This is a genomic window from Ruegeria sp. AB7 (assembly GCF_056542625.1).
Genome location: NZ_JBQGAC010000001.1, coordinates 354496 through 372343 on the forward strand (window position 1 = coordinate 354496; position 17848 = coordinate 372343).

Annotated in this window: 16 protein-coding genes and 3 tRNA genes; 13 read left to right on the forward strand and 6 right to left on the reverse strand. The window is 53.8% G+C overall.

The window, feature by feature from the left end; translation table 11 throughout:
• The first annotated feature begins 199 nt into the window (after positions 1 to 199).
• On the forward strand, positions 200 to 580 hold the full coding sequence (locus tag ACR0EN_RS01765) for a DUF6538 domain-containing protein (RefSeq protein ID WP_480584931.1): 381 nt from the start codon (positions 200 to 202) through the stop codon (positions 578 to 580).
• 160 nt (positions 581 to 740) lie between these two features.
• Complete coding sequence (locus ACR0EN_RS01770; RefSeq protein WP_170817720.1) at positions 741 to 1700, forward strand: site-specific integrase; 960 nt, start codon at positions 741 to 743, stop codon at positions 1698 to 1700.
• A gap of 80 nt (positions 1701 to 1780) precedes the next feature.
• Here the strand turns inward: ACR0EN_RS01770 and ACR0EN_RS01775 are convergent, their stop codons facing one another.
• On the reverse strand, positions 1781 to 2362 hold the full coding sequence (locus ACR0EN_RS01775) for a hypothetical protein (protein WP_170817721.1): 582 nt from the start codon (positions 2360 to 2362) through the stop codon (positions 1781 to 1783).
• Between the two features lie 260 nt (positions 2363 to 2622).
• On the opposite strand from ACR0EN_RS01775, the gene ACR0EN_RS01780 reads away from it, so the two are divergent.
• The 4 genes from ACR0EN_RS01780 (at position 2623) to ACR0EN_RS01795 (ending at position 6833) form a co-directional block, all read left to right on the forward strand.
• Positions 2623 to 3303, forward strand: a complete 681-nt coding sequence (locus ACR0EN_RS01780; protein ID WP_170817722.1) for a recombinase family protein — start codon at positions 2623 to 2625, stop codon at positions 3301 to 3303.
• 632 nt (positions 3304 to 3935) lie between these two features.
• Complete coding sequence (locus tag ACR0EN_RS01785; protein WP_480584934.1) at positions 3936 to 5201, forward strand: alginate lyase family protein; 1266 nt, start codon at positions 3936 to 3938, stop codon at positions 5199 to 5201.
• Between the two features lie 12 nt (positions 5202 to 5213).
• Positions 5214 to 6428, forward strand: coding sequence for an adenylate/guanylate cyclase domain-containing protein (locus ACR0EN_RS01790; protein ID WP_170817724.1), 1215 nt, complete (start codon positions 5214 to 5216; stop codon positions 6426 to 6428).
• 141 nt (positions 6429 to 6569) lie between these two features.
• Positions 6570 to 6833: a hypothetical protein gene (locus tag ACR0EN_RS01795; RefSeq protein ID WP_170817725.1), complete on the forward strand. Its 264-nt coding sequence runs from the start codon at positions 6570 to 6572 to the stop codon at positions 6831 to 6833.
• Between the two features lie 27 nt (positions 6834 to 6860).
• On the opposite strand, the gene ACR0EN_RS01800 is transcribed toward ACR0EN_RS01795, so the two are convergent.
• Positions 6861 to 6935 (reverse strand) — tRNA-Val (locus ACR0EN_RS01800).
• A 213-nt stretch (positions 6936 to 7148) separates the two neighbouring features.
• Between ACR0EN_RS01800 and ACR0EN_RS01805 the strand changes: the two genes are divergently transcribed.
• The 4 genes from ACR0EN_RS01805 to uvrA all read left to right on the forward strand — a co-directional run bounded on the left by ACR0EN_RS01805 (position 7149) and on the right by uvrA (position 10988).
• Positions 7149 to 7225: transfer RNA gene (locus ACR0EN_RS01805), tRNA-Asp, on the forward strand.
• A gap of 52 nt (positions 7226 to 7277) precedes the next feature.
• Positions 7278 to 7354, forward strand: a tRNA-Asp gene (locus ACR0EN_RS01810).
• Between the two features lie 127 nt (positions 7355 to 7481).
• Positions 7482 to 8024 carry a methyltransferase domain-containing protein gene (locus tag ACR0EN_RS01815; protein WP_480584937.1) on the forward strand — a complete coding sequence of 181 codons (543 nt, stop codon included), beginning with the start codon at positions 7482 to 7484 and terminating at the stop codon, positions 8022 to 8024.
• Positions 8025 to 8129: 105 nt separating this feature from the next.
• Entirely contained in the window at positions 8130 to 10988 is a 2859-nt protein-coding gene (gene uvrA, locus ACR0EN_RS01820; protein ID WP_480584941.1) for an excinuclease ABC subunit UvrA, read from the forward strand.
• Between the two features lie 74 nt (positions 10989 to 11062).
• On the opposite strand, the gene mmsB is transcribed toward uvrA, so the two are convergent.
• The 3 genes from mmsB to ACR0EN_RS01835 are packed head-to-tail and all read right to left on the reverse strand — an operon-like array spanning position 11063 to position 14130.
• Positions 11063 to 11935 carry a 3-hydroxyisobutyrate dehydrogenase gene (gene mmsB, locus ACR0EN_RS01825; RefSeq protein WP_170817727.1) on the reverse strand — a complete coding sequence of 291 codons (873 nt, stop codon included), beginning with the start codon at positions 11933 to 11935 and terminating at the stop codon, positions 11063 to 11065.
• A 3-nt stretch (positions 11936 to 11938) separates the two neighbouring features.
• The gene (locus ACR0EN_RS01830) at positions 11939 to 12979 is read right to left on the reverse strand and encodes an enoyl-CoA hydratase/isomerase family protein (RefSeq protein ID WP_170817728.1); all 1041 of its coding nucleotides are present in this window, start codon (positions 12977 to 12979) and stop codon (positions 11939 to 11941) included.
• Between the two features lie 8 nt (positions 12980 to 12987).
• On the reverse strand, positions 12988 to 14130 hold the full coding sequence (locus ACR0EN_RS01835; protein ID WP_170393199.1) for an acyl-CoA dehydrogenase family protein: 1143 nt from the start codon (positions 14128 to 14130) through the stop codon (positions 12988 to 12990).
• Positions 14131 to 14289: 159 nt separating this feature from the next.
• On the opposite strand from ACR0EN_RS01835, the gene ACR0EN_RS01840 reads away from it, so the two are divergent.
• A complete protein-coding gene (locus tag ACR0EN_RS01840; RefSeq protein ID WP_170393198.1) occupies positions 14290 to 15150 on the forward strand; it encodes a hypothetical protein in 861 nt (286 codons plus the stop codon).
• 2 nt (positions 15151 to 15152) lie between these two features.
• Here the strand turns inward: ACR0EN_RS01840 and ACR0EN_RS01845 are convergent, their stop codons facing one another.
• A complete protein-coding gene (locus ACR0EN_RS01845) occupies positions 15153 to 16268 on the reverse strand; it encodes a carboxylate-amine ligase (RefSeq protein ID WP_170393197.1) in 1116 nt (371 codons plus the stop codon).
• A 135-nt stretch (positions 16269 to 16403) separates the two neighbouring features.
• Between ACR0EN_RS01845 and ACR0EN_RS01850 the strand changes: the two genes are divergently transcribed.
• On the forward strand, positions 16404 to 17255 hold the full coding sequence (locus tag ACR0EN_RS01850; RefSeq protein ID WP_170817729.1) for a class I SAM-dependent methyltransferase: 852 nt from the start codon (positions 16404 to 16406) through the stop codon (positions 17253 to 17255).
• Positions 17256 to 17326: 71 nt separating this feature from the next.
• Entirely contained in the window at positions 17327 to 17803 is a 477-nt protein-coding gene (locus ACR0EN_RS01855) for a fasciclin domain-containing protein (RefSeq protein WP_170393195.1), read from the forward strand.
• Positions 17804 to 17848: the final 45 nt, after the last annotated feature.

Below are 17848 nucleotides of genomic sequence, written 5' to 3' on the forward strand. Positions count from 1 at the left end.
CAGCATTGTGTTCGCAGCGTTGAACTAAATGGTTCCAAAACGCTTCAACTATGTCGCATAAGCATTTGAATAATATGGTGGGTGATAAGAGATTTGTACGGTCTCGCGGACAAAATCCCCTTATAGGCCCTATTTTGTTGACCGAAATTTCAAAAAGTACCATGGATTTTCACGCAAAAGTACCATGGATTCTCTTTCGATGACCACCGCCAAAGACAAAATTGAGCTTCCCAAATACATGACGGCATACACCCGAAGGAACCGGGCCGCCTTCAAGTATCAGCGAGACGTTCCAAGGGCGTTGCAATCCTTGCTGGGGCGCAAACGGTGGGACCTGTCTCTGGGTAGTGATTTCAGTAAAGCGGAAGATCGCTGCAAGGCTTACACGAAGGTACATGACCGTATCATCGCGCAACTGACGGACAAGGACGCTCTTTCAGATACCGTCCAGCGAGCGCACGCAACGATTGCTGCTGCTAAGTTGCGAGATGATATGGAAGAGGACCTAGAAACGCTGCGTTTGACATGGCGCGATACCGAAGAGCACATGAAAGGCGCGTTGTCTATCACCTCAGTTTGAGCGAGAGTCTTTAGCTAGTTTTGCTTACGAGGCGTTTGGGGATCGTTCACACGTAGATCAGATCAAGGACCCATCGCCTCTTTTAGTTCAGTCATTAGAGATGCCAGTATCTCCGCCCCCTGACGGGGGCGATGTTGTCGCGCAGACGCTCTATACAGCTATGCAAGCCGCGCTGAACGCACGCCTTGCGGAGTTGGTAGGGCAATCCGTGGAAAGCGACGAATACCGACTGTCTGCGTTGCAGGAGAAATACTTCAAGCTTCAAAACTCGTCGGATGCCACGAAGCGCAGTTACAAGAACAAGAATAAGCGCCTGACGGACTATCTAGGCGATTTACCATTGCATCAGTTTACCCCGGAAAAGCTGCGTCTGCATCGGGACTACCTATTGGACGAAGGTTTGAAGCCGGACTCCGTAGCTGAGTATTTTGCCCCCGCCAAAGCCATAATGAGGTGGGTGTTGTCGGAGGAACTCGTTCCCGGCTTCGATGCTATGCCGACAGACAAGGTATCGATGCCTCGCAATGACACCCCTATAGAGGAAACACGGTGGCAGCGCTTCGATGATGACGAAATCAAACGCGTCTGGGATGTGGCGCAACAATGTTGGGGCGCGGGTTCCCGGTATAATGAAGACCGTCAGGCGGCATTCAAAATGGCGTTCCGTGTTGCTCTGTACACCGCCGCGCGTCCGGTCGAGATTTTCAGATTGAAGCCTGAGAACGTGACACCTGAGTACATTCACATCACCGAAACCAAGACTAAAATCAGCCGCAAGTTGCCGTTGTCAAAGCACATCGCTGACTTTCATTCCTTTATGCAGGATCGGGGCTGGAAGCTGAACGGCAAGCCCGAAAGTGCTGCCGGAACGATGTCGGACTCATTTACCAAAGCAATCAGGGCGGCTGGGTTCACCAATGATCGGCAAGTTCTCTACAGCACGAAAGACACGCTCGTGGACCGTCTACAACGCGCTAAGCACAGCGATGACGTTATCCGGGGAATTACCGGGCACGTTTCGGGGCAGGGGCACCTGAGGAACTACAAAACACGCCTGAACGACACGCCTGAGGGGCTGTCGATCCTCCGCGAAGCCTTGGATGCAGTAGAGTATTGGTGAGTGCCCGCGTCAGCGGGCGCACAAAGGCCGGATACTATTGATCCACTGTTCGTATGGTCGCCAGTCTTGCCTGATGAAGCTCACAAACCCGGTTTTCGCCAGTATGAACTTCGATAGTAGCCAACGTTTTCGCCAATGAAATTCCAAGTTTCATATTCCCAAGTGTCTTCTTGACCGTTCAGTCTGGCTTTTACCGAGCCGTGCATGTTGTTGAAAATGCTTGAAGAAATGAATGTCGTATAGTTCCCCGAGCGGATGTCGCTAAGTTTAGCTGCCAAGTTAGGCGCTCGCCCAATGGAAATAAGGTCATTGGTTCCTCGGGCACCACCACGCACAATGAAGGTCGTTCCCGTGTCAATTCCAGTAGCGTGAGCAATAGAAAAGTTTGCATTTTTGACGGGCGCGTATTTGTTCTCAAATCTAGGCCGGATGAGTTGGGTTACAGCATAAGATATTGCAAACGCACAGCTTGCCGCTTCAATAGCCTTACCCAAGCTTCCGATCATAGTGGCGTCGTATGCACTCTGTACCGCCCCCACGTTGGTTGCTTCGTGAGCTTTTATTGCTTGTCCAACGATGCTTAGAGGCTGCAGTGTGTCCACCCGTTCCGAAGCACGTATCGGCTTCGTCGTCGGCACTTTGTTCTTCCCTTCGTCACTCATAACGGGCACCGTATCTTGTGTTTCTTAAGTTACTTACCACAAGGTCGACTCAATCACGAGTCGCATTAAAGGGTTCTGAATCGCCTCAGTGGCCGCCCTCGGCAAGCTACTTTGCAACCTGAAGAGGGTCAGCATTGTTAATGCATGGTTAACCATCAGATTATCTCTTTAACTTATTGAAAAGACTCGCGAATCATGCGTTGCAACTGTTACAACTTGCGTAGGGAGCCTTAGGCTAGGTGTAATTTGGAGGCATTGCCGTGAAGATCGTCGCATATATCCGAGTATCGACCGATAAGCAGGGTCGGAGCGGTCTGGGATTGGAGGCGCAGCAGGTTGCTATCGCTGCCTACGTCAAGGCCGCTAACGCGGCGACGGTGGCAGAATTCCAAGAAGTGGAATCCGGTAGGAACAACGCCCGCCCTGAGCTGGAAAAGGCATTGAAAATGGCGCGTGTGATGGGGGCCAAGCTTGTAATCGCCAAGCTGGATCGACTGAGCCGCAATGCTGCGTTTCTCCTTAAATTACAGGACTCGGGCGTCGATTTCGTGTGCTGTGACATGCCTGATGCCAACGCACTGACTGTAGGGATTATGAGCGTCATTGCCCAAGCGGAATCCAGAATGATTGGCGACAGGACACGTGCAGCCATGCAGGCTGCAAAGGCCCGTGGTCAGAAGTTCGGGAACCCGAATGGTGCAGCCGCCCTGCGTCGTGCAGGCAAGGGCAATGGTGCTGCCTGCGCCGCTCAGAGGGACCGCGCTAACGCTCGCGCCTATGATCTGGCAGACGTACTGGAAGAACTTGAAACAGCAGGTTTTTGCACCTTGCGAGAACAATCTGATGAGTTGAATAAACGTGGCATCAAGACTGCTCGTGGTGGGCAATGGCACCCCAATACCGTGGCTCGTCTACGGCATCGATTGGCTCAGGCTACTTAACAGCGCAGAATTGCAGTGGTGTCCGCGTTAGCGCCTTGAAAACAAAGGCAAATCACATTGTCTCTTGATATCGAATCGTCGTATAAGCAATTGTTAATAAAGGGAAAGGGGACCCAAGGCCGGTATACCCTTTTTCGCGGGAAGGCGCGTAGTTGCTGTCCGCATACCCCGTGTAAACCTCAGAAAACCCGGGTTAAGTACCCCGAGTTGTCATCGGTTCTCATCTGCCCCGTTTCGGTTGCATTTTGAACTTCACGGTTCTCATCTAGCGCTTTGGATGTTGCACGAATGGGGGACCCAACTGCAACCTGCACCCCCCTTGTTCGTTTCGCAATCCGGCCTCAAAGAATTTTCCATTCCAGTGGAAAAATGTTGCACCGGCAGCTTCGGGGCTCTGCCCGGTTTGGATGCACCGTTCGGGCAAGTTTCTTATGCGTAAACCTGTATAACTCGGCCTGCCAACATCGTGCGACTCGGCGCGAATTGGGTAGTGGATTCTGCTGCTTCCGCTCGACTGGGTGGTTTAGTGGTCTGCCCCGCACCTCGCTCGTATCGAAGCAGGGGTACTCATCGTTTTCCTAACACCTTTGGCTTGCGAGCAAGGTCAGACCTTGACTGAAAAATGAATCCAATTGTCAGACAAAATGGTGGTTAAGCTTGGCTTTATTGCCTCAAAACACATTTGGGGATACCGTCTAGGCCCATATTTCAAATCTATTTTGATGGGGTCCGGTACAATGAGTATAGGTAGGCTCACAGCGTTTGTGGTAATTGCGACAGCATCTTTGGTCTTTGGTTCATCGCAGGCAAAAGCGCAGTCTTCGTTGGGACCCAAATATTTTATCGCCAACCAACTAGGTCCGGCGTGCCTAAAGAATGCTCAAGGATCAGGTCGTAGCCAAGCCAAAGCGCGTCAAGCACTCAATGCGCTTTATTCAAACAACCAACGTTATATTGACGCTTTGTTGCAATCGACGGCGCTAAGTATCAGCAAGGGTGGGTTCGAAGATCCTTGGGAAGTCATCCTATTCAACAGTTACGCGGCTGCAGCGGCCAACGATGCGCCCCTTGCCAGAACGATCATTGATGGCATGAAAAATTTGGCGTTGGGTCGCCGCTATCAAAGCGAACCACGGCTTCTGACCGTACGCCAGGCCAAGAGTTCGTGTTACGGTTCAGGTCCCAACAGCCGCTGCCCTCGGCATCAGCCGCGAATGGTCGCGCGTATGTATGCGAATTTGATGATTTCAGCCGCCGTATTGAAACCCTTTATGACCAAAGAAGACAGGGATGTTTTGATCCCTTGGTTCAAGGCCGGGTACAAGAATTTCGTCTCACCTGAAGCAAAGTCTGAAACCGGTGGAATTTATGACTTTGGCAACATGGGTGCAGCAATTTTGGCTTATGCCTCTTTGACGAACGACAAGAGCCTCGCGCGACGTGAGTTGTCATCGCGCAAACGGATTTTCTTGAAGCACATCGAAAAGACTGGATATATCGACGAAAACTCATTTCGAGGCGTACGTGGGTTTTGGTATCACACCTACGGTTTAGACGCCGCCTTGTCATACGCGTTGATCGCCAGAGCTTGGGGTTCTGATTACTTCAGAGACCCGAAACTTGGACCACGCCTCTTCTCCGCTGTAAAATTGACCTCTTTGGGGATTACAAATCACCCCCAATTTCGAGCCGTCGGAAATCGCGGTAGCTCATATAGCAATGACCCGAATGACGCTCGTACCCATGTCCATCAAATGGCACTGAATCTCTATACCATCGCGGCGCGAGAGTATGGCGTTCGTTTGCCACCAAGCGGAAGGCATAATCAGCTAAAACGCTACGAGGCTTATCCAAAAATGTCGGGTGTATGGGCGCCTTGCTACTATTCGTCCCGCTAGTAGGTGAACCTCTTGACCCAAGAAGATACAGAAACTGAAAAAAAGGTTCCCGTACAGCGAACGCTGGCAGCCATTCTTGCGGCGGACGTCGCCGGATATAGTCGCCTCGCCGGTGCTGACGAAGAAGGCACCGCACGCATGTTGTCTGAAAGACGGCAACTAACAGATCAACTTATTGAGAAATATGGGGGCAGGATAGCGAATACCGCTGGTGACAGCATCATAGCCGAGTTTGGAAGCTCTGTAGAGGCAGTACGTTGCGCTCTCGATATTCAAGAGGGTGTTAGGACACTAAATCTCGGAATTCCATCCGACAGGCAGATTAACTTCCGAATTGGGATAAACGTCGGCGACGTGATCCGGCAGGGTGATGATCTATTGGGCGATGGTGTAAACATCGCAGCCCGCCTAGAGGGGCTGTCAAAACCGGGCGGAATCTGCTTGTCGGGTGAAGTACACGATCAAGTCATTGGCGTTTTATCAATTGATTTTCGCCCTTTGGGAGCTAGACGACTCAAGAACATTGAGCGAAGGGTGCGCACCTACACGGTTTCTGAATCGGTCGATCGAAACCGTTGGTGGACTGCGAAAAGATTGGCGTTTGCAGGCGTCGGATTCGTTGCCATTCTGTGCTTGGCAATAGGGCTAAGCTACTACTTCTTCAGAGAAAAGTTGGCCAGTGTGTCTGCTGGCGTGGTTCCGTGGTATGAAAATCGACCTGCGTTTGCTCCACCTCTTCCGGAAATGTCTGATGTAGTAGCGTCAGGTACTTGGAACGGACACGCTTACTACGTCGTCCTTACTTGGGGCAGTGATTGGCAGAGTTCATTGAGGGACGCCCAATATCGTGGTGGTTACCTTGTCTCGATTACTTCCGAAGAAGAAAACGATTTTGTCTACAGCCTGATAAAAAATGATGAACGGTTATGGAAAGTTTTTGAGGATGGTGGAATTCGTGGCCCTTGGATTGGGATGTATCAAGAACCGGGCGCTAAGGAACCAGATGGTGGATGGGTGCTCGTAAGCGGAGAACCAGTAACGTACACCAATTTTGCCAGTGGCCAGCCGAACAATTTTGCAAATAAAGCGCACGTGGTAAGGTACTTCAATGCCATTTCTCAACCGTCACCGTTTTGGGACGATCATAACGGCGAAAGCAGCGCTTTCGGCTACGTTATGGAATTAGACTTGGACAATCCGGGCGAAGTAATTTCGGTTGATAGGTAGTATGAAAATCGTCGTATCGTTCGCCTCACTGCTCGAAGTGTTTTAGGGGGCTTCACTCTCTTTTGGCTCTGCTGTTTTGCATGGAGACGCGGGCTGTATCCCAGCGCGCGCTTCAGGCCAACCACTAACCACGGAGCCAACATGACGTATCTACCGAAGAACGCACTGCCGCATCCGACCGGGCTGCACCGTGGAAAATTTGAGGAAATCCGCAAGCATCGCGGGCTGGAAGAACGAGGGTTTCCGGTTAAGCGCGAACCTGAGTCGAAAGAGGGGGGGCGAGCAGAGCGAATCCAGCGCCCCATGACGCGGGGAATTGCACCTTTTCAGTCAATCAACCTGCTCAAATGTACCATGGAAAATGTAGCAAAAGTACCATGGAAGGAGCGTTCGCTTTTCCGATAAGTGCATGTTTTTAAATAATATAGTGAATGGTGGGTGATAAGAGATTTGAACTCCTGACATCTTCGATGTGAACGAAGCGCTCTACCACTGAGCTAATCACCCATAGCGGCGTTTGATACAGCGGCTTGTGTTTTGCCGCAAGTTCAAAGCGTTCAAATTGCAGCGCGTCAGACGAAATCCGGTTTTCACACATTGCCCGCCAAGTCGGATAGATCGGAAAAAATCAGGTTCGAGCAAAAAACTTGAAAACGCCGCTTGACGATGCCGGGGTGTAGCCATAATACACCCCAACGTTCAGAGATGAACGGGCAGTGGGCGGTTGTAGCTCAGTTGGTTAGAGTACCGGCCTGTCACGCCGGGGGTCGCGGGTTCGAGCCCCGTCAACCGCGCCATCGCTGCCAGCCTTTGATCCGGGCAAACGGATCGCACATAGACCCTAAATGCGCGGTTGTAGCTCAGTTGGTTAGAGTACCGGCCTGTCACGCCGGGGGTCGCGGGTTCGAGCCCCGTCAACCGCGCCATTTTCCTTCGATTTAGAAAGTCATACGCCCTTGTGGGCGTTTTTTTGTGCCGACATCTTACTGATCTTATGGTTTATTGCCTGCAAAACATCAGGGGCAAGCAGTGACCAGTCTAAATCGAGTTATCATGGCACGGCGCAGCCGGCAGTGGGTTCGTAGCCTAAAGCCGGAAACACTTGATGTCATTGAGATTTCTGGTTCGTGGGGTAAGCAATTTGGATTTTGCAGCTATGAACAGATTTGGCACAAGCAACATGATATCTGCACCGGACCCGTTCTGGACAAGCAGCAGCAGGTGCGAAAGGTCGATCTGGTTTTGGCCAATCAGGTGTGGGAGCACTTGGATCGCCCGGTTGAAGCCACGCTGAACGTGCTAGAGATGCTAAGGCCCGGAGGGTATTTCTGGCTGGCCGTCCCGTTCTTCATTCCGTTTCACGCTGCTCCGCATGACTGTTCGCGCTGGTCTGCGCGCGGATTGAAAAACCTGCTCACTGAGTGTGGGTTCGACCCGGATCTCATCCGGGCTGAACAGTGGGGCAATCGGCATGCCGCTTTGCGCAATCTCGAACTTGAATGGCCTCCTGTTTATGACCCTGAGACAGACAATTTGGAGAACGATCCCGATTTTCCAATCTGCGCATGGGCTCTGGCGAAGAAAACCAGTGCTTAAGCCGAGTGTCGAAAAATCGCCTGTTCTTACTTTGTTCTAATTTTTTGGTTGGAGACTCAGCCGCTCTCGCCTATCTCTGAGTGACGTTGGTTGTTGGGGGCCTGAATGGCTGAGCTGAAGAATATCGAGGTGCGCGGTGCGCGCGAGCATAACCTCAAGAGCATTGATGTCGACATCCCACGGGATCAGCTGGTGGTGATCACTGGCCTGTCGGGCTCGGGTAAGTCTTCTTTGGCATTTGATACGATCTATGCCGAAGGGCAGCGCCGCTATGTCGAAAGCCTGTCGGCCTATGCGCGCCAGTTCCTAGACATGATGGAGAAGCCCGATGTGGATCACATCAGCGGACTAAGCCCCGCGATTTCGATCGAGCAGAAGACGACCTCAAAAAACCCGCGTTCGACCGTGGGCACCGTAACCGAGATCTACGACTATCTGCGCTTGCTTTTTGCCCGTGCAGGTACGCCTTACAGCCCGGCCACAGGATTGCCGATTGAGGCGCAGCAGGTGCAGGACATGGTCGACCGGATCATGACGATGGAGGAGGGCACGCGCGGCTATCTGCTGGCCCCCATCGTTCGTGATCGGAAGGGTGAATATCGGAAAGAGTTCCTTGAGCTGCGCAAGCAGGGTTTTCAACGCGTCAAGGTAGATGGTGAGTTCTATGAATTGGATGAGCCGCCGACACTGGACAAGAAGTTCCGCCACGATATCGACGTCGTTGTCGATCGTCTGGTGGTACGAGAAGGCATGGAAACTCGCCTGGCCGACAGCCTAAGGACCGCACTGGATCTGGCGGACGGGATCGCAATCCTCGAAACCGCACCGAAAGAGGGCGACCCCGAACGCATCACATTCAGTGAGAATTTTGCCTGCCCGGTCAGTGGGTTCACCATCCCCGAGATCGAGCCGCGCCTGTTCTCATTCAACGCGCCCTTTGGGGCTTGCCCCGATTGCGACGGGCTTGGGGTCGAACTGTTCTTTGATGAACGTCTGGTCGTGCCGGACCAGACATTGAAACTCTATGACGGGGCACTTGCGCCCTGGCGGAAGGGTAAATCACCGTATTTTCTGCAAACGATCGAAGCAATCGCGCGACATTACGAGTTTGACAAGAACACTCCCTGGAAGGACTTGGCCCAGAAAGTCCAGCAAGTGTTTCTGCGCGGGTCTGGTGATGAAGAGATCCAGTTCCGTTATGATGAAGGTGGCCGCGTCTATCAGGTTACCCGAAGCTTTGAAGGCGTCATTCCCAACATGGAGCGCCGCTATCGCGAGACTGACAGCGCCTGGATTCGCGAAGAATTCGAACGCTATCAAAACAACCGACCCTGCGGCACGTGCGAAGGCTACCGTCTACGTGCTGAGGCGCTGGCCGTCAAAATTGCGGGTTTGCACGTTGGACAGGTCGTTGAAATGTCGATCCGCGAGGCGTTGGCCTGGGTCGAGGATGCCCCAAATCATTTGAGCGCACAAAAGAACGAGATCGCGCGCGCAATTCTCAAGGAAATTCGCGAGCGGTTGGGTTTTTTGAATAATGTTGGATTAGAATATCTTACGATGTCTCGTTCAAGTGGCACCCTGTCCGGAGGTGAAAGTCAGCGTATCCGTCTGGCGAGCCAGATCGGCTCGGGCCTGACCGGGGTATTGTATGTGCTCGACGAGCCATCGATTGGTCTGCACCAACGCGACAATGATCGTCTGCTGGGAACGCTTAAGAATTTGCGTGACCAGGGCAACACGGTCATCGTCGTTGAACATGACGAAGAGGCCATTCGCGAGGCGGATTATGTGTTTGATATCGGTCCCGGTGCAGGAGTGCATGGGGGACAGGTGGTCAGCCACGGTACGCCCGAGCATATCGCCGGCGATGCGGCCTCGATCACCGGTCAATATCTTTCGGGCACACGCGAGATCCCGGTGCCGGTTGAGCGGCGAAAGGGTAAGAAGCAGAAAGTGACCGTTGTTAAGGCGACGGGAAACAACCTCAAGAACGTTACGGCCGAATTTCCGCTGGGAAAATTTGTTTGTGTGACCGGTGTGTCTGGCGGTGGAAAATCGACGCTGACGATTGAGACTTTGTTCAAAACCGCCTCGATGCGGTTGAACGGCGCTCGCCAGACACCGGCGCCCTGTGAAACGATCAAAGGGCTAGAGCATCTGGACAAGGTGATCGACATAGATCAGCGACCCATTGGCCGGACTCCACGTTCAAATCCAGCGACTTACACCGGGGCTTTCACCCCGATCCGAGACTGGTTTGCCGGGTTGCCAGAAGCCAAAGCGCGTGGATACAAGCCCGGGCGGTTCAGCTTTAACGTCAAAGGCGGCCGGTGCGAAGCGTGTCAGGGTGATGGCGTCATCAAGATCGAGATGCACTTTCTGCCTGATGTTTATGTCACCTGCGAAACCTGTAAAGGCGCGCGATACAACCGTGAGACGCTTGAGATCAAATTCAAGGGTAAGTCCATCGCGGATGTACTTGATATGACAGTGGAAGATGCGCAGGAGTTCTTTAAAGCGGTGCCATCGATCCGTGACAAGATGGATGCCTTGGCTCGCGTTGGGCTCGGCTACATCAAAGTTGGTCAACAGGCGACCACGCTCTCCGGTGGTGAGGCGCAGCGTGTAAAGCTCTCTAAAGAACTGAGCAAGCGATCAACGGGTCGAACGCTGTATATTCTGGACGAACCCACAACGGGTCTGCATTTCGAGGACGTGCGTAAGCTGTTGGAAGTCCTGCATGAACTGGTCGACCAAGGAAATACTGTTGTTGTTATCGAACATAATCTCGATGTCGTAAAAACCGCCGACTGGATAATCGACATTGGCCCGGAAGGTGGCGATGGCGGAGGTCAGATTGTGGCTGAGGGTACGCCTGAAGACGTCGCTGAATGTGAGCGTAGCCACACTGGGCGTTATCTGAAGCCAATGCTGGATGGGCAAGCCGTAGCTGCCGAATAGGAACAGAGCGAGAGAAGAAAATGCTGCGAATTTTCTTCTCTGTTGCTTCGTAGAGCGCTGCGTTCTTAGGTTGTTCAGTCTCTGGACCGCTTCTCAAATCGCGGTAACATGGCGCTGAAATCGCGACCCAAGCCATTTTCTTGTTCGACAAACTGTTCATATAGCTTTGTCGCAACCTGTCCCATGGGCGTATCAGCGTCCGCACTTTCGGCAGCCTGTTGGCTGAGACGTAGGTCTTTCAACATCAGCTCGGCGGCGAAACCAGGGGTGTAGTTATTGTCGGATGGGCTTTCGGGTCCAACGCCCGGGGCAGGGCAATAGGCGTTCATTGTCCAGCTGTACCCTGACGAGGTGCTGACCACATCGAACATCTTTTGCCGGTCCAGTCCCAGTTTATCGGCAAGTGCAAACGCCTCGCAGGTCGCGATCATCGTCACGCCGAGGATCATGTTGTTGCAGATTTTGGCGGCCTGACCCGCGCCAGCTTCACCGCAGTGAACCGCTTTTTGCCCCATGATTTCAAATAACGGAGCCGCCTTGGCAAATGCTGCGTCAGATCCACCGGCCATAAAGGTCAAAGTGCCTGCAGCGGCCCCACCAATCCCGCCGGATACAGGTGCATCGACTGATAGCAGACCAGCCTGAGCAGCTTGCTGCGCCACCGCGCGGGCGCTGTCGACATCGACCGTAGAGCAGTCAATCACAACCGCACCGTCTTGCATTGCCGGGACGACTTCATTGGCCACAGTTCGCAGAATCTGCCCGTTGGGAAGCATGGTGATGACGGCGTCGGCTTCCGCAGCTGCAGCGGCGCCAGAGGACGCCATGGAAACGCCTTCGATGGCGACATCAACTTGATCAAAGCCGATGACGTCATGGCCCGCGCGCGCCAGATTGGCCGCCATCGGGCCGCCCATGTTGCCAAGCCCTATGAATGCGATTTTCATCCCTTACTCCTCTGAAAAGCTTAAAGCATCCGCACCGAGCGGTTGCAGCATCTTGGACACCGCGACTGCAGGCACATCCAAATCAGCAAACTGCCATTTCGGGTTGCGATCCTTGTCGATGATCTGGGCGCGAATGCCTTCCAGAAAATCGCCATGCTTCATCGCGCGATAAGTAAACCGGTACTCCAGATCCAGCGCTTTTTGCAATGTCAGGCCGGTTCCGCGCAGCCGATGCAACATCTCGACAGCACAAGCCATGGAGATAGGAGAGTTTCGCTGCAGGGTGCCGAGAATTTTTGTCGAAAATTCTGTGTCATCGTTGCGCAAGCTGTTCAGGATATCGCCAAGACTTTCTCCGCTAAATAGCCGGTCGATCTCGCCCTGCATTTCAGCCAAGGGGCTATCCGGTGCGGGCACTGCATGCTCATCCACCAGTTCCGCCCGTCCAGAGGCTTCCAACTGGTCTATCAGCCCCGCCCAATGCTCTTGGGGAATGAAATGGTCGGCAAACCCGGCATAGATCGCATCTCCGGGCCCCATGCGGTGGCCGGTGGTGCCCAGATACTCGCCCAATCGCCCCGGCGCCAGCGCCAACATCAGCGATCCGCCCACATCAGGAACCAGCCCGATTGAGCATTCCGGCATCGCGATCTTTGAGCTTTCTCCAACCACTCGATGGCTGCCATGGCACCCGATGCCAACCCCGCCACCCATGGTGAAACCTTGCAGGAAGCTGATCACTGGTTTTGAGTACTCAAAAATCAAGGCATTCAGGCGGTATTCGTCGCGCCAAAACGTTTGGCCATAAGCATAGTCCGCCTTGGTGCCGGTTGCATAAAGCTCGGCAATATCTCCGCCAGCGCAAAAGGCTTTGTCGCCTTCGGCATCGAGTATGATCAGATCGACTTGATCATCCTCACGCCAGTTGCGCAGAGCGGTATCGATGGCCATGCACATCTCATAGCTAAGGGCGTTCAGGGCGTGTGGTCGTGTCAGTGTGATGCGCCCGGCACGGCCTGTGGTGCGAATGTCGATATCGGACATCAAAGACCTCAGCGATTGGAGAGCATCTGGCGCGCGACGATCACGCGCATGATCTCGTTCGTGCCTTCCAGTATTTGGTGCACGCGTAGATCCCGCACCAGTTTCTCGATGCCATAATCAGCCAGATAGCCGTATCCACCGTGCAATTGCAGACACTGATCCACGACTTTCGATCCGGTTTCGGTTACGAACTTCTTGGCCATCGCGCAGAATTTTGTGGCGTCCGGTGCGCCTTGATCAAGTTTCCACGCTGCCTGACGCAGGAAGGTGCGCGCCGCCTGTAGCTCAATCTCCATATCTGCCAGTCGGAACTGCAGCGCCTGAAACTGATCGATCGATTGTCCAAAGGCCTTGCGCTCGGACATATACTGCAACGTCATGTCCAGACCGTTCTGAGCTGCCCCCAGCGAGCAGGAGGCGATGTTCAGGCGGCCACCGTCCAGCCCCATCATCGCGTATTTGAAACCGTCGCCTTCAGCCCCGACCAGATTGCCGGATGGAATTTTGCAATCGTCAAACTGAACTTGCGCGGTTGGCTGGCTTTTCCAACCCATTTTTTGTTCCAGACCACCGAAACTCAGGCCCGGCGTACCGTCTTCGACATAGACGGTAGAGATTCCTTTAGGGCCGTCTTCACCCGTGCGCACCATGCAGACATAGGCATCCGAATAGCCGCCGCCGGAAATGAACGCTTTTGTGCCGTTGAGCGTGAAGCCTTCATTGGTCCGTTCAGCGCGCGTTTTCAGCGCCGCAGCGTCCGATCCCGATCCGGGTTCCGTCAGGCAGTAGCTGAGGACGGTTTCGAGGCTGAGGATACTTGGCATAATGCGGTACTTCAGATCGTCACTGCCAAAGCTGTCCAGCATTTTGGCGCACATGTTGTGAATCGACAGGAATGCCGCGACCGAGGGGCAGGCCATCGATAGCGCTTCGAACACCAGTGTCGCATCCAATCGCGTCAAACCCGAACCACCAGCCTCTTCCGAGACATAAAGTCCACCAAATCCTAGTTCGCCGATTTTGGGCCAAAGCTCTTTGGGGATGGTTCCGTCTGCTTCCCACTGACGCGCGAAGGGGGCGACGTGGTCTTGGCCAAAGGCGTAGGCCATGTCGAAAATGGCCGTTTGTTCTTCGGTCAGCGCGAAATCCATGACGTGTGCTTCCTGATGGCTATAGAATTGAACGAGCGTTTTATTCTTCAATCCTTACAGAAATTTTTCAATGACGGCAAACCCGGCGATTTAGGGGATTTCTGGACGGTGAGGTATACTGCGGGAATTCTGCTTTCTTGATCATTACGGAGTATTCTTATGTCGTCACACAAGCTTGCTGTTATCGCGATTCACGGCATGGGCAGCCAGTACAATCCTCAGAACCAGCCCCCATCCACGACCCCAACGTTTTCCAAAGGGCTGAAACGACGCGTTTCGAACCGGGTCGGCGCGGATATGGATGATGTGATCTGGCACGAGGTGGTCTGGGCACAGATCCTGCAAGGGCGGCAAAAGGCATATCTGCGTAAGGTCAACCGCAGCCTAGGATACGACAAGCTGCGCGAGTTTGTAGTGTGCAATCTGTCGGATGCTGCTTCTTACCGACCAACTCCGGATGATGGCGATAAGATCTATGAGGCGATCCACAAGAAAATCGAGAATGTGATGGGGGTCGTCAAATACCAGGTCGGACCACAGGGGCCTGTACTGATCCTGGCGCATTCGCTGGGTGGGCACATAATGTCGAACTATATTTATGACATGCAAAGACATCTGCGCCAGGGTGGTTCACCGGTTCACCCGACAGATGTTGAAAACATGAAAACCGTTGCTGGCCTCGTGACGTTTGGGTGCAATATTCCGATTTTTCTGTTCGCATATCCCGAGAATGAGATTTTTCCGATCATGGCCCCGAACCGCGCGCTGCCGCCTGCGTTGCAGTTTTCGACCTGGTGGCGAAACTACTATGACAAGCATGATGTCTTGGGTTTTCCATTGGGCAAAAGCGCGCCAAGCTATGAACAGCTCGCTCAAAGTGGGGCCTTGAAGGATAAGCCGATCAATGCGGGCAAAATCTTTACGTCGTGGAACCCGCTTTCGCATAACGGATACTGGACGGATCGCGATTTGTATGAACCCGTAGCGGACCGGATCAAGGAGATTTTGGCGGCGGTTTGACTTTATAGGTCGGCGTGAAATTCCTCGATCAGGTGCTTGACCACCGCCATGCCCGGATCATCCCCGCGCGCTAAAGCTTCAGCGTAAACACGGCGTTGGCGGGTGGCGGAGGTGCCATTTTCTGCGATCTGCCGAAGTCGGGCGAGTTCGGTCATGGTGCCCAATGCCTCGGTGTCTTCGGCCAACATGCCCATCAGCTCTCCGATCAGTTCAGCCATCGGCTTGATTGAGCGATCACCGAAATCGATCAGACCTTCGCCCACACCGTAGCGCTGCGCGCGCCAACGGTTTTCGCCGATCAGAAACTTATCATATTGCCGCCAACGAAGATTGCGGTCTTTCAGGCGGCACAGCATCCGGGTCAGCGCCTGCACTAGCGCTGCAAGCGAAAGCGTATGTTCAAGCCTTGGCTGTACGTCCATGATGCGTGTTTCTAGGGTGGGGAACCGGTGAGATGGACGTAGGTCCCACCAGATTTTAGAGGTGTCCTCGATCACGCCGAGTTCGACCAGCACGCCGGTGGTGCGTTCGTATTCGCCCCAACTGCTGAACACCGGGGGCAGACCGGTCCGGGGCAGATTGTCGAACACGGTGAGCCTATAGGAGGAAAGCCCGGTATCTTCGCCGTTCCAATAAGGAGACGAGGTCGACAACGCCAGCAGATGGGGCAGAAAGTAAGAAAGCTGGGGTACCAGGTCGGCGCGCAAGGCTTGATCTTCGACGCCCACATGCACGTGCATTCCGCAGATCAGCATCCGCCGCGCCACGCCGCCCAAAGCATGCTGCAGGGCGTCATAGCGTTCTTTCCGTGTATGGTGTTGATCTTTCCAGTTCGCAAACGGATGGCAAGAGACCGCGATCGGAGCCAGATTATACTCGGACGCACGTTTTGATACACAAGAACGCAGGCGCTTTAGATCTTCGCGCGCCGATCTGATCGTAGCATGTGGGCGGGTCCCGACTTCGATCTGGCACTGCAGAAATTCCGGGCTGACCTGGCCTTCGAAATCTGCCTGACAAGCTTCCATCAATGCTGCGGGCGCCTCGGCGAGCTGCAGACTGTCTTGATCGACCAGCAGGTATTCCTCTTCAATGCCGATCGTAAATTCCTGCTGCATGGCGGTCCTCGTTGGTCAATTCACGTTAGTGAATACGGAAATTAGCGTTTTGCCAAGGGTTTGGCCTGTCGGTTCTTGCAGAGGTCCTGCGTGCACAGGTAAAGAGCGGGCGCAACGCAATGTGGAGCTGTCCTCGTGAAACCCAGAAAATTTCCGCAGATCAATGCCGCCCTGGATGAGTTGGGCGTTAAGCTGATCGACAAGGTTACAGAACAGGATGAACGGGCGCGGCTCGAAGCGTTCGAACGGGCAGGGGGATTGAACAGGCCTGCCTATGCCCTGTCACCGGGGATGGACGGATTCGATATCGCGCAACTTGTCGAAGAGTATACGCGCCATGCCGATGCGCTTGCAGCTTTGAAGGACCCGGCGCGAAACCAAACCGGTTATTACACCGGCAACGGATATTACGATAGCCCGGATGCGGATGCGCTTTACTTGATGATCCGCCGCTTTCAGCCCAAGCGCGTGATCGAGGTCGGCTGCGGGAACTCTACCCGCGTGACGCGGCAGGCGATCATAGATGGTGGTTTGGATACGACGATCACGGCAATTGATCCGTACCCGCGCGCAGATATCGCCCATGTCGTCGATCAGTTTGAGCAGAAGCGACTGGAAGAAGTAGATCCCGCGCTGTTCGATCAGCTTGAGGCTGGGGATGTTCTGTTCATCGATTCAAGCCATGTGGTTCGGATGAGCAACGATGTCGCCCATCTATTCTGTCGGATCATTCCGGCGCTGAAACCCGGCGTTGTCATTCATGTCCACGATGTTTTTCTGCCTTATGAATATCCAAAACGGTTCTTCTATGACTGCCCAGGATGGGGTGAGCAGTACATGTTGCACGCCTTGCTGCAATCCGGTTTCTATTCAATGCTTTGGCCCGGATATTACCTGCAGCAGGATCGCCCCGACGCCGTCGCAGCGCTGCCGTTTCTAGAAGAGGGCCGTGCGCAGAGCATCTGGGTTCAGCTCAAAGAAAATTGATTTCTGTGTGATCCGGTTCGAACCCAGGCCCGTAACCCTTTCCATAACAAGCTGGAGAGGAGTTAACAGCCATGTTCCGCCGCACATTCATGGGCGCTGCCGCCGCATTTGCACTTGCACTGCCCGTCAAGGCACAGGCCGCTGATATCGTAGATACCGCAGTTGCTGCCGGGTCTTTCAACACCCTGGTTGCTGCTGTTCAGGCCGCGGGCCTGGTTGATACGCTGAAAGGCGATGGGCCCTTCACCGTCTTTGCACCCACGGATGAAGCTTTTGCAGCTCTGCCTGAAGGCACTGTTGAAACCCTACTTCTGCCAGAAAACAAGGACCAGTTGGTGTCGATCCTGACCTACCATGTCGTGCCAGCCAAAGTGATGTCCGGCGACATTGCAGGAAAGCGCGCGAAGGTTTTGACCGTGCAAGGCGACCGACTAAGCGTGAACGCAAAAAATGGCGTGAAAGTTAATGGTGCCAAAGTTGTGCAGGCCGACATCGAAGCCAGCAACGGCGTCATTCACGTTGTCGACGAAGTGATCATTCCCGAATAAATCTACCACCTTCACGAAAACAAAAGCCCCGTTCCTGATGGACGG

What these genes read in the sequence shown, in the direction of transcription:
- ACR0EN_RS01855 (WP_170393195.1), top strand. Translation starts at nt 17,327, where the DNA reads ATGTTCCGCCGCACATTCATGGGCGCTGCCGCCGCATTTGCACTTGCA.
- mmsB (WP_170817727.1), bottom strand. Translation starts at nt 11,935, where the DNA reads ATGAAAATCGCATTCATAGGGCTTGGCAACATGGGCGGCCCGATGGCG.
- ACR0EN_RS01775 (WP_170817721.1), bottom strand. Translation starts at nt 2,362, where the DNA reads ATGAGTGACGAAGGGAAGAACAAAGTGCCGACGACGAAGCCGATACGT.
- ACR0EN_RS01815 (WP_480584937.1), top strand. Translation starts at nt 7,482, where the DNA reads ATGGCACGGCGCAGCCGGCAGTGGGTTCGTAGCCTAAAGCCGGAAACA.
- uvrA (WP_480584941.1), top strand. Translation starts at nt 8,130, where the DNA reads ATGGCTGAGCTGAAGAATATCGAGGTGCGCGGTGCGCGCGAGCATAAC.
- ACR0EN_RS01795 (WP_170817725.1), top strand. Translation starts at nt 6,570, where the DNA reads ATGACGTATCTACCGAAGAACGCACTGCCGCATCCGACCGGGCTGCAC.
- ACR0EN_RS01835 (WP_170393199.1), bottom strand. Translation starts at nt 14,130, where the DNA reads ATGGATTTCGCGCTGACCGAAGAACAAACGGCCATTTTCGACATGGCC.
- ACR0EN_RS01830 (WP_170817728.1), bottom strand. Translation starts at nt 12,979, where the DNA reads ATGTCCGATATCGACATTCGCACCACAGGCCGTGCCGGGCGCATCACA.
- ACR0EN_RS01845 (WP_170393197.1), bottom strand. Translation starts at nt 16,268, where the DNA reads ATGCAGCAGGAATTTACGATCGGCATTGAAGAGGAATACCTGCTGGTC.
- ACR0EN_RS01840 (WP_170393198.1), top strand. Translation starts at nt 14,290, where the DNA reads ATGTCGTCACACAAGCTTGCTGTTATCGCGATTCACGGCATGGGCAGC.
- ACR0EN_RS01765 (WP_480584931.1), top strand. Translation starts at nt 200, where the DNA reads ATGACCACCGCCAAAGACAAAATTGAGCTTCCCAAATACATGACGGCA.
- ACR0EN_RS01770 (WP_170817720.1), top strand. Translation starts at nt 741, where the DNA reads ATGCAAGCCGCGCTGAACGCACGCCTTGCGGAGTTGGTAGGGCAATCC.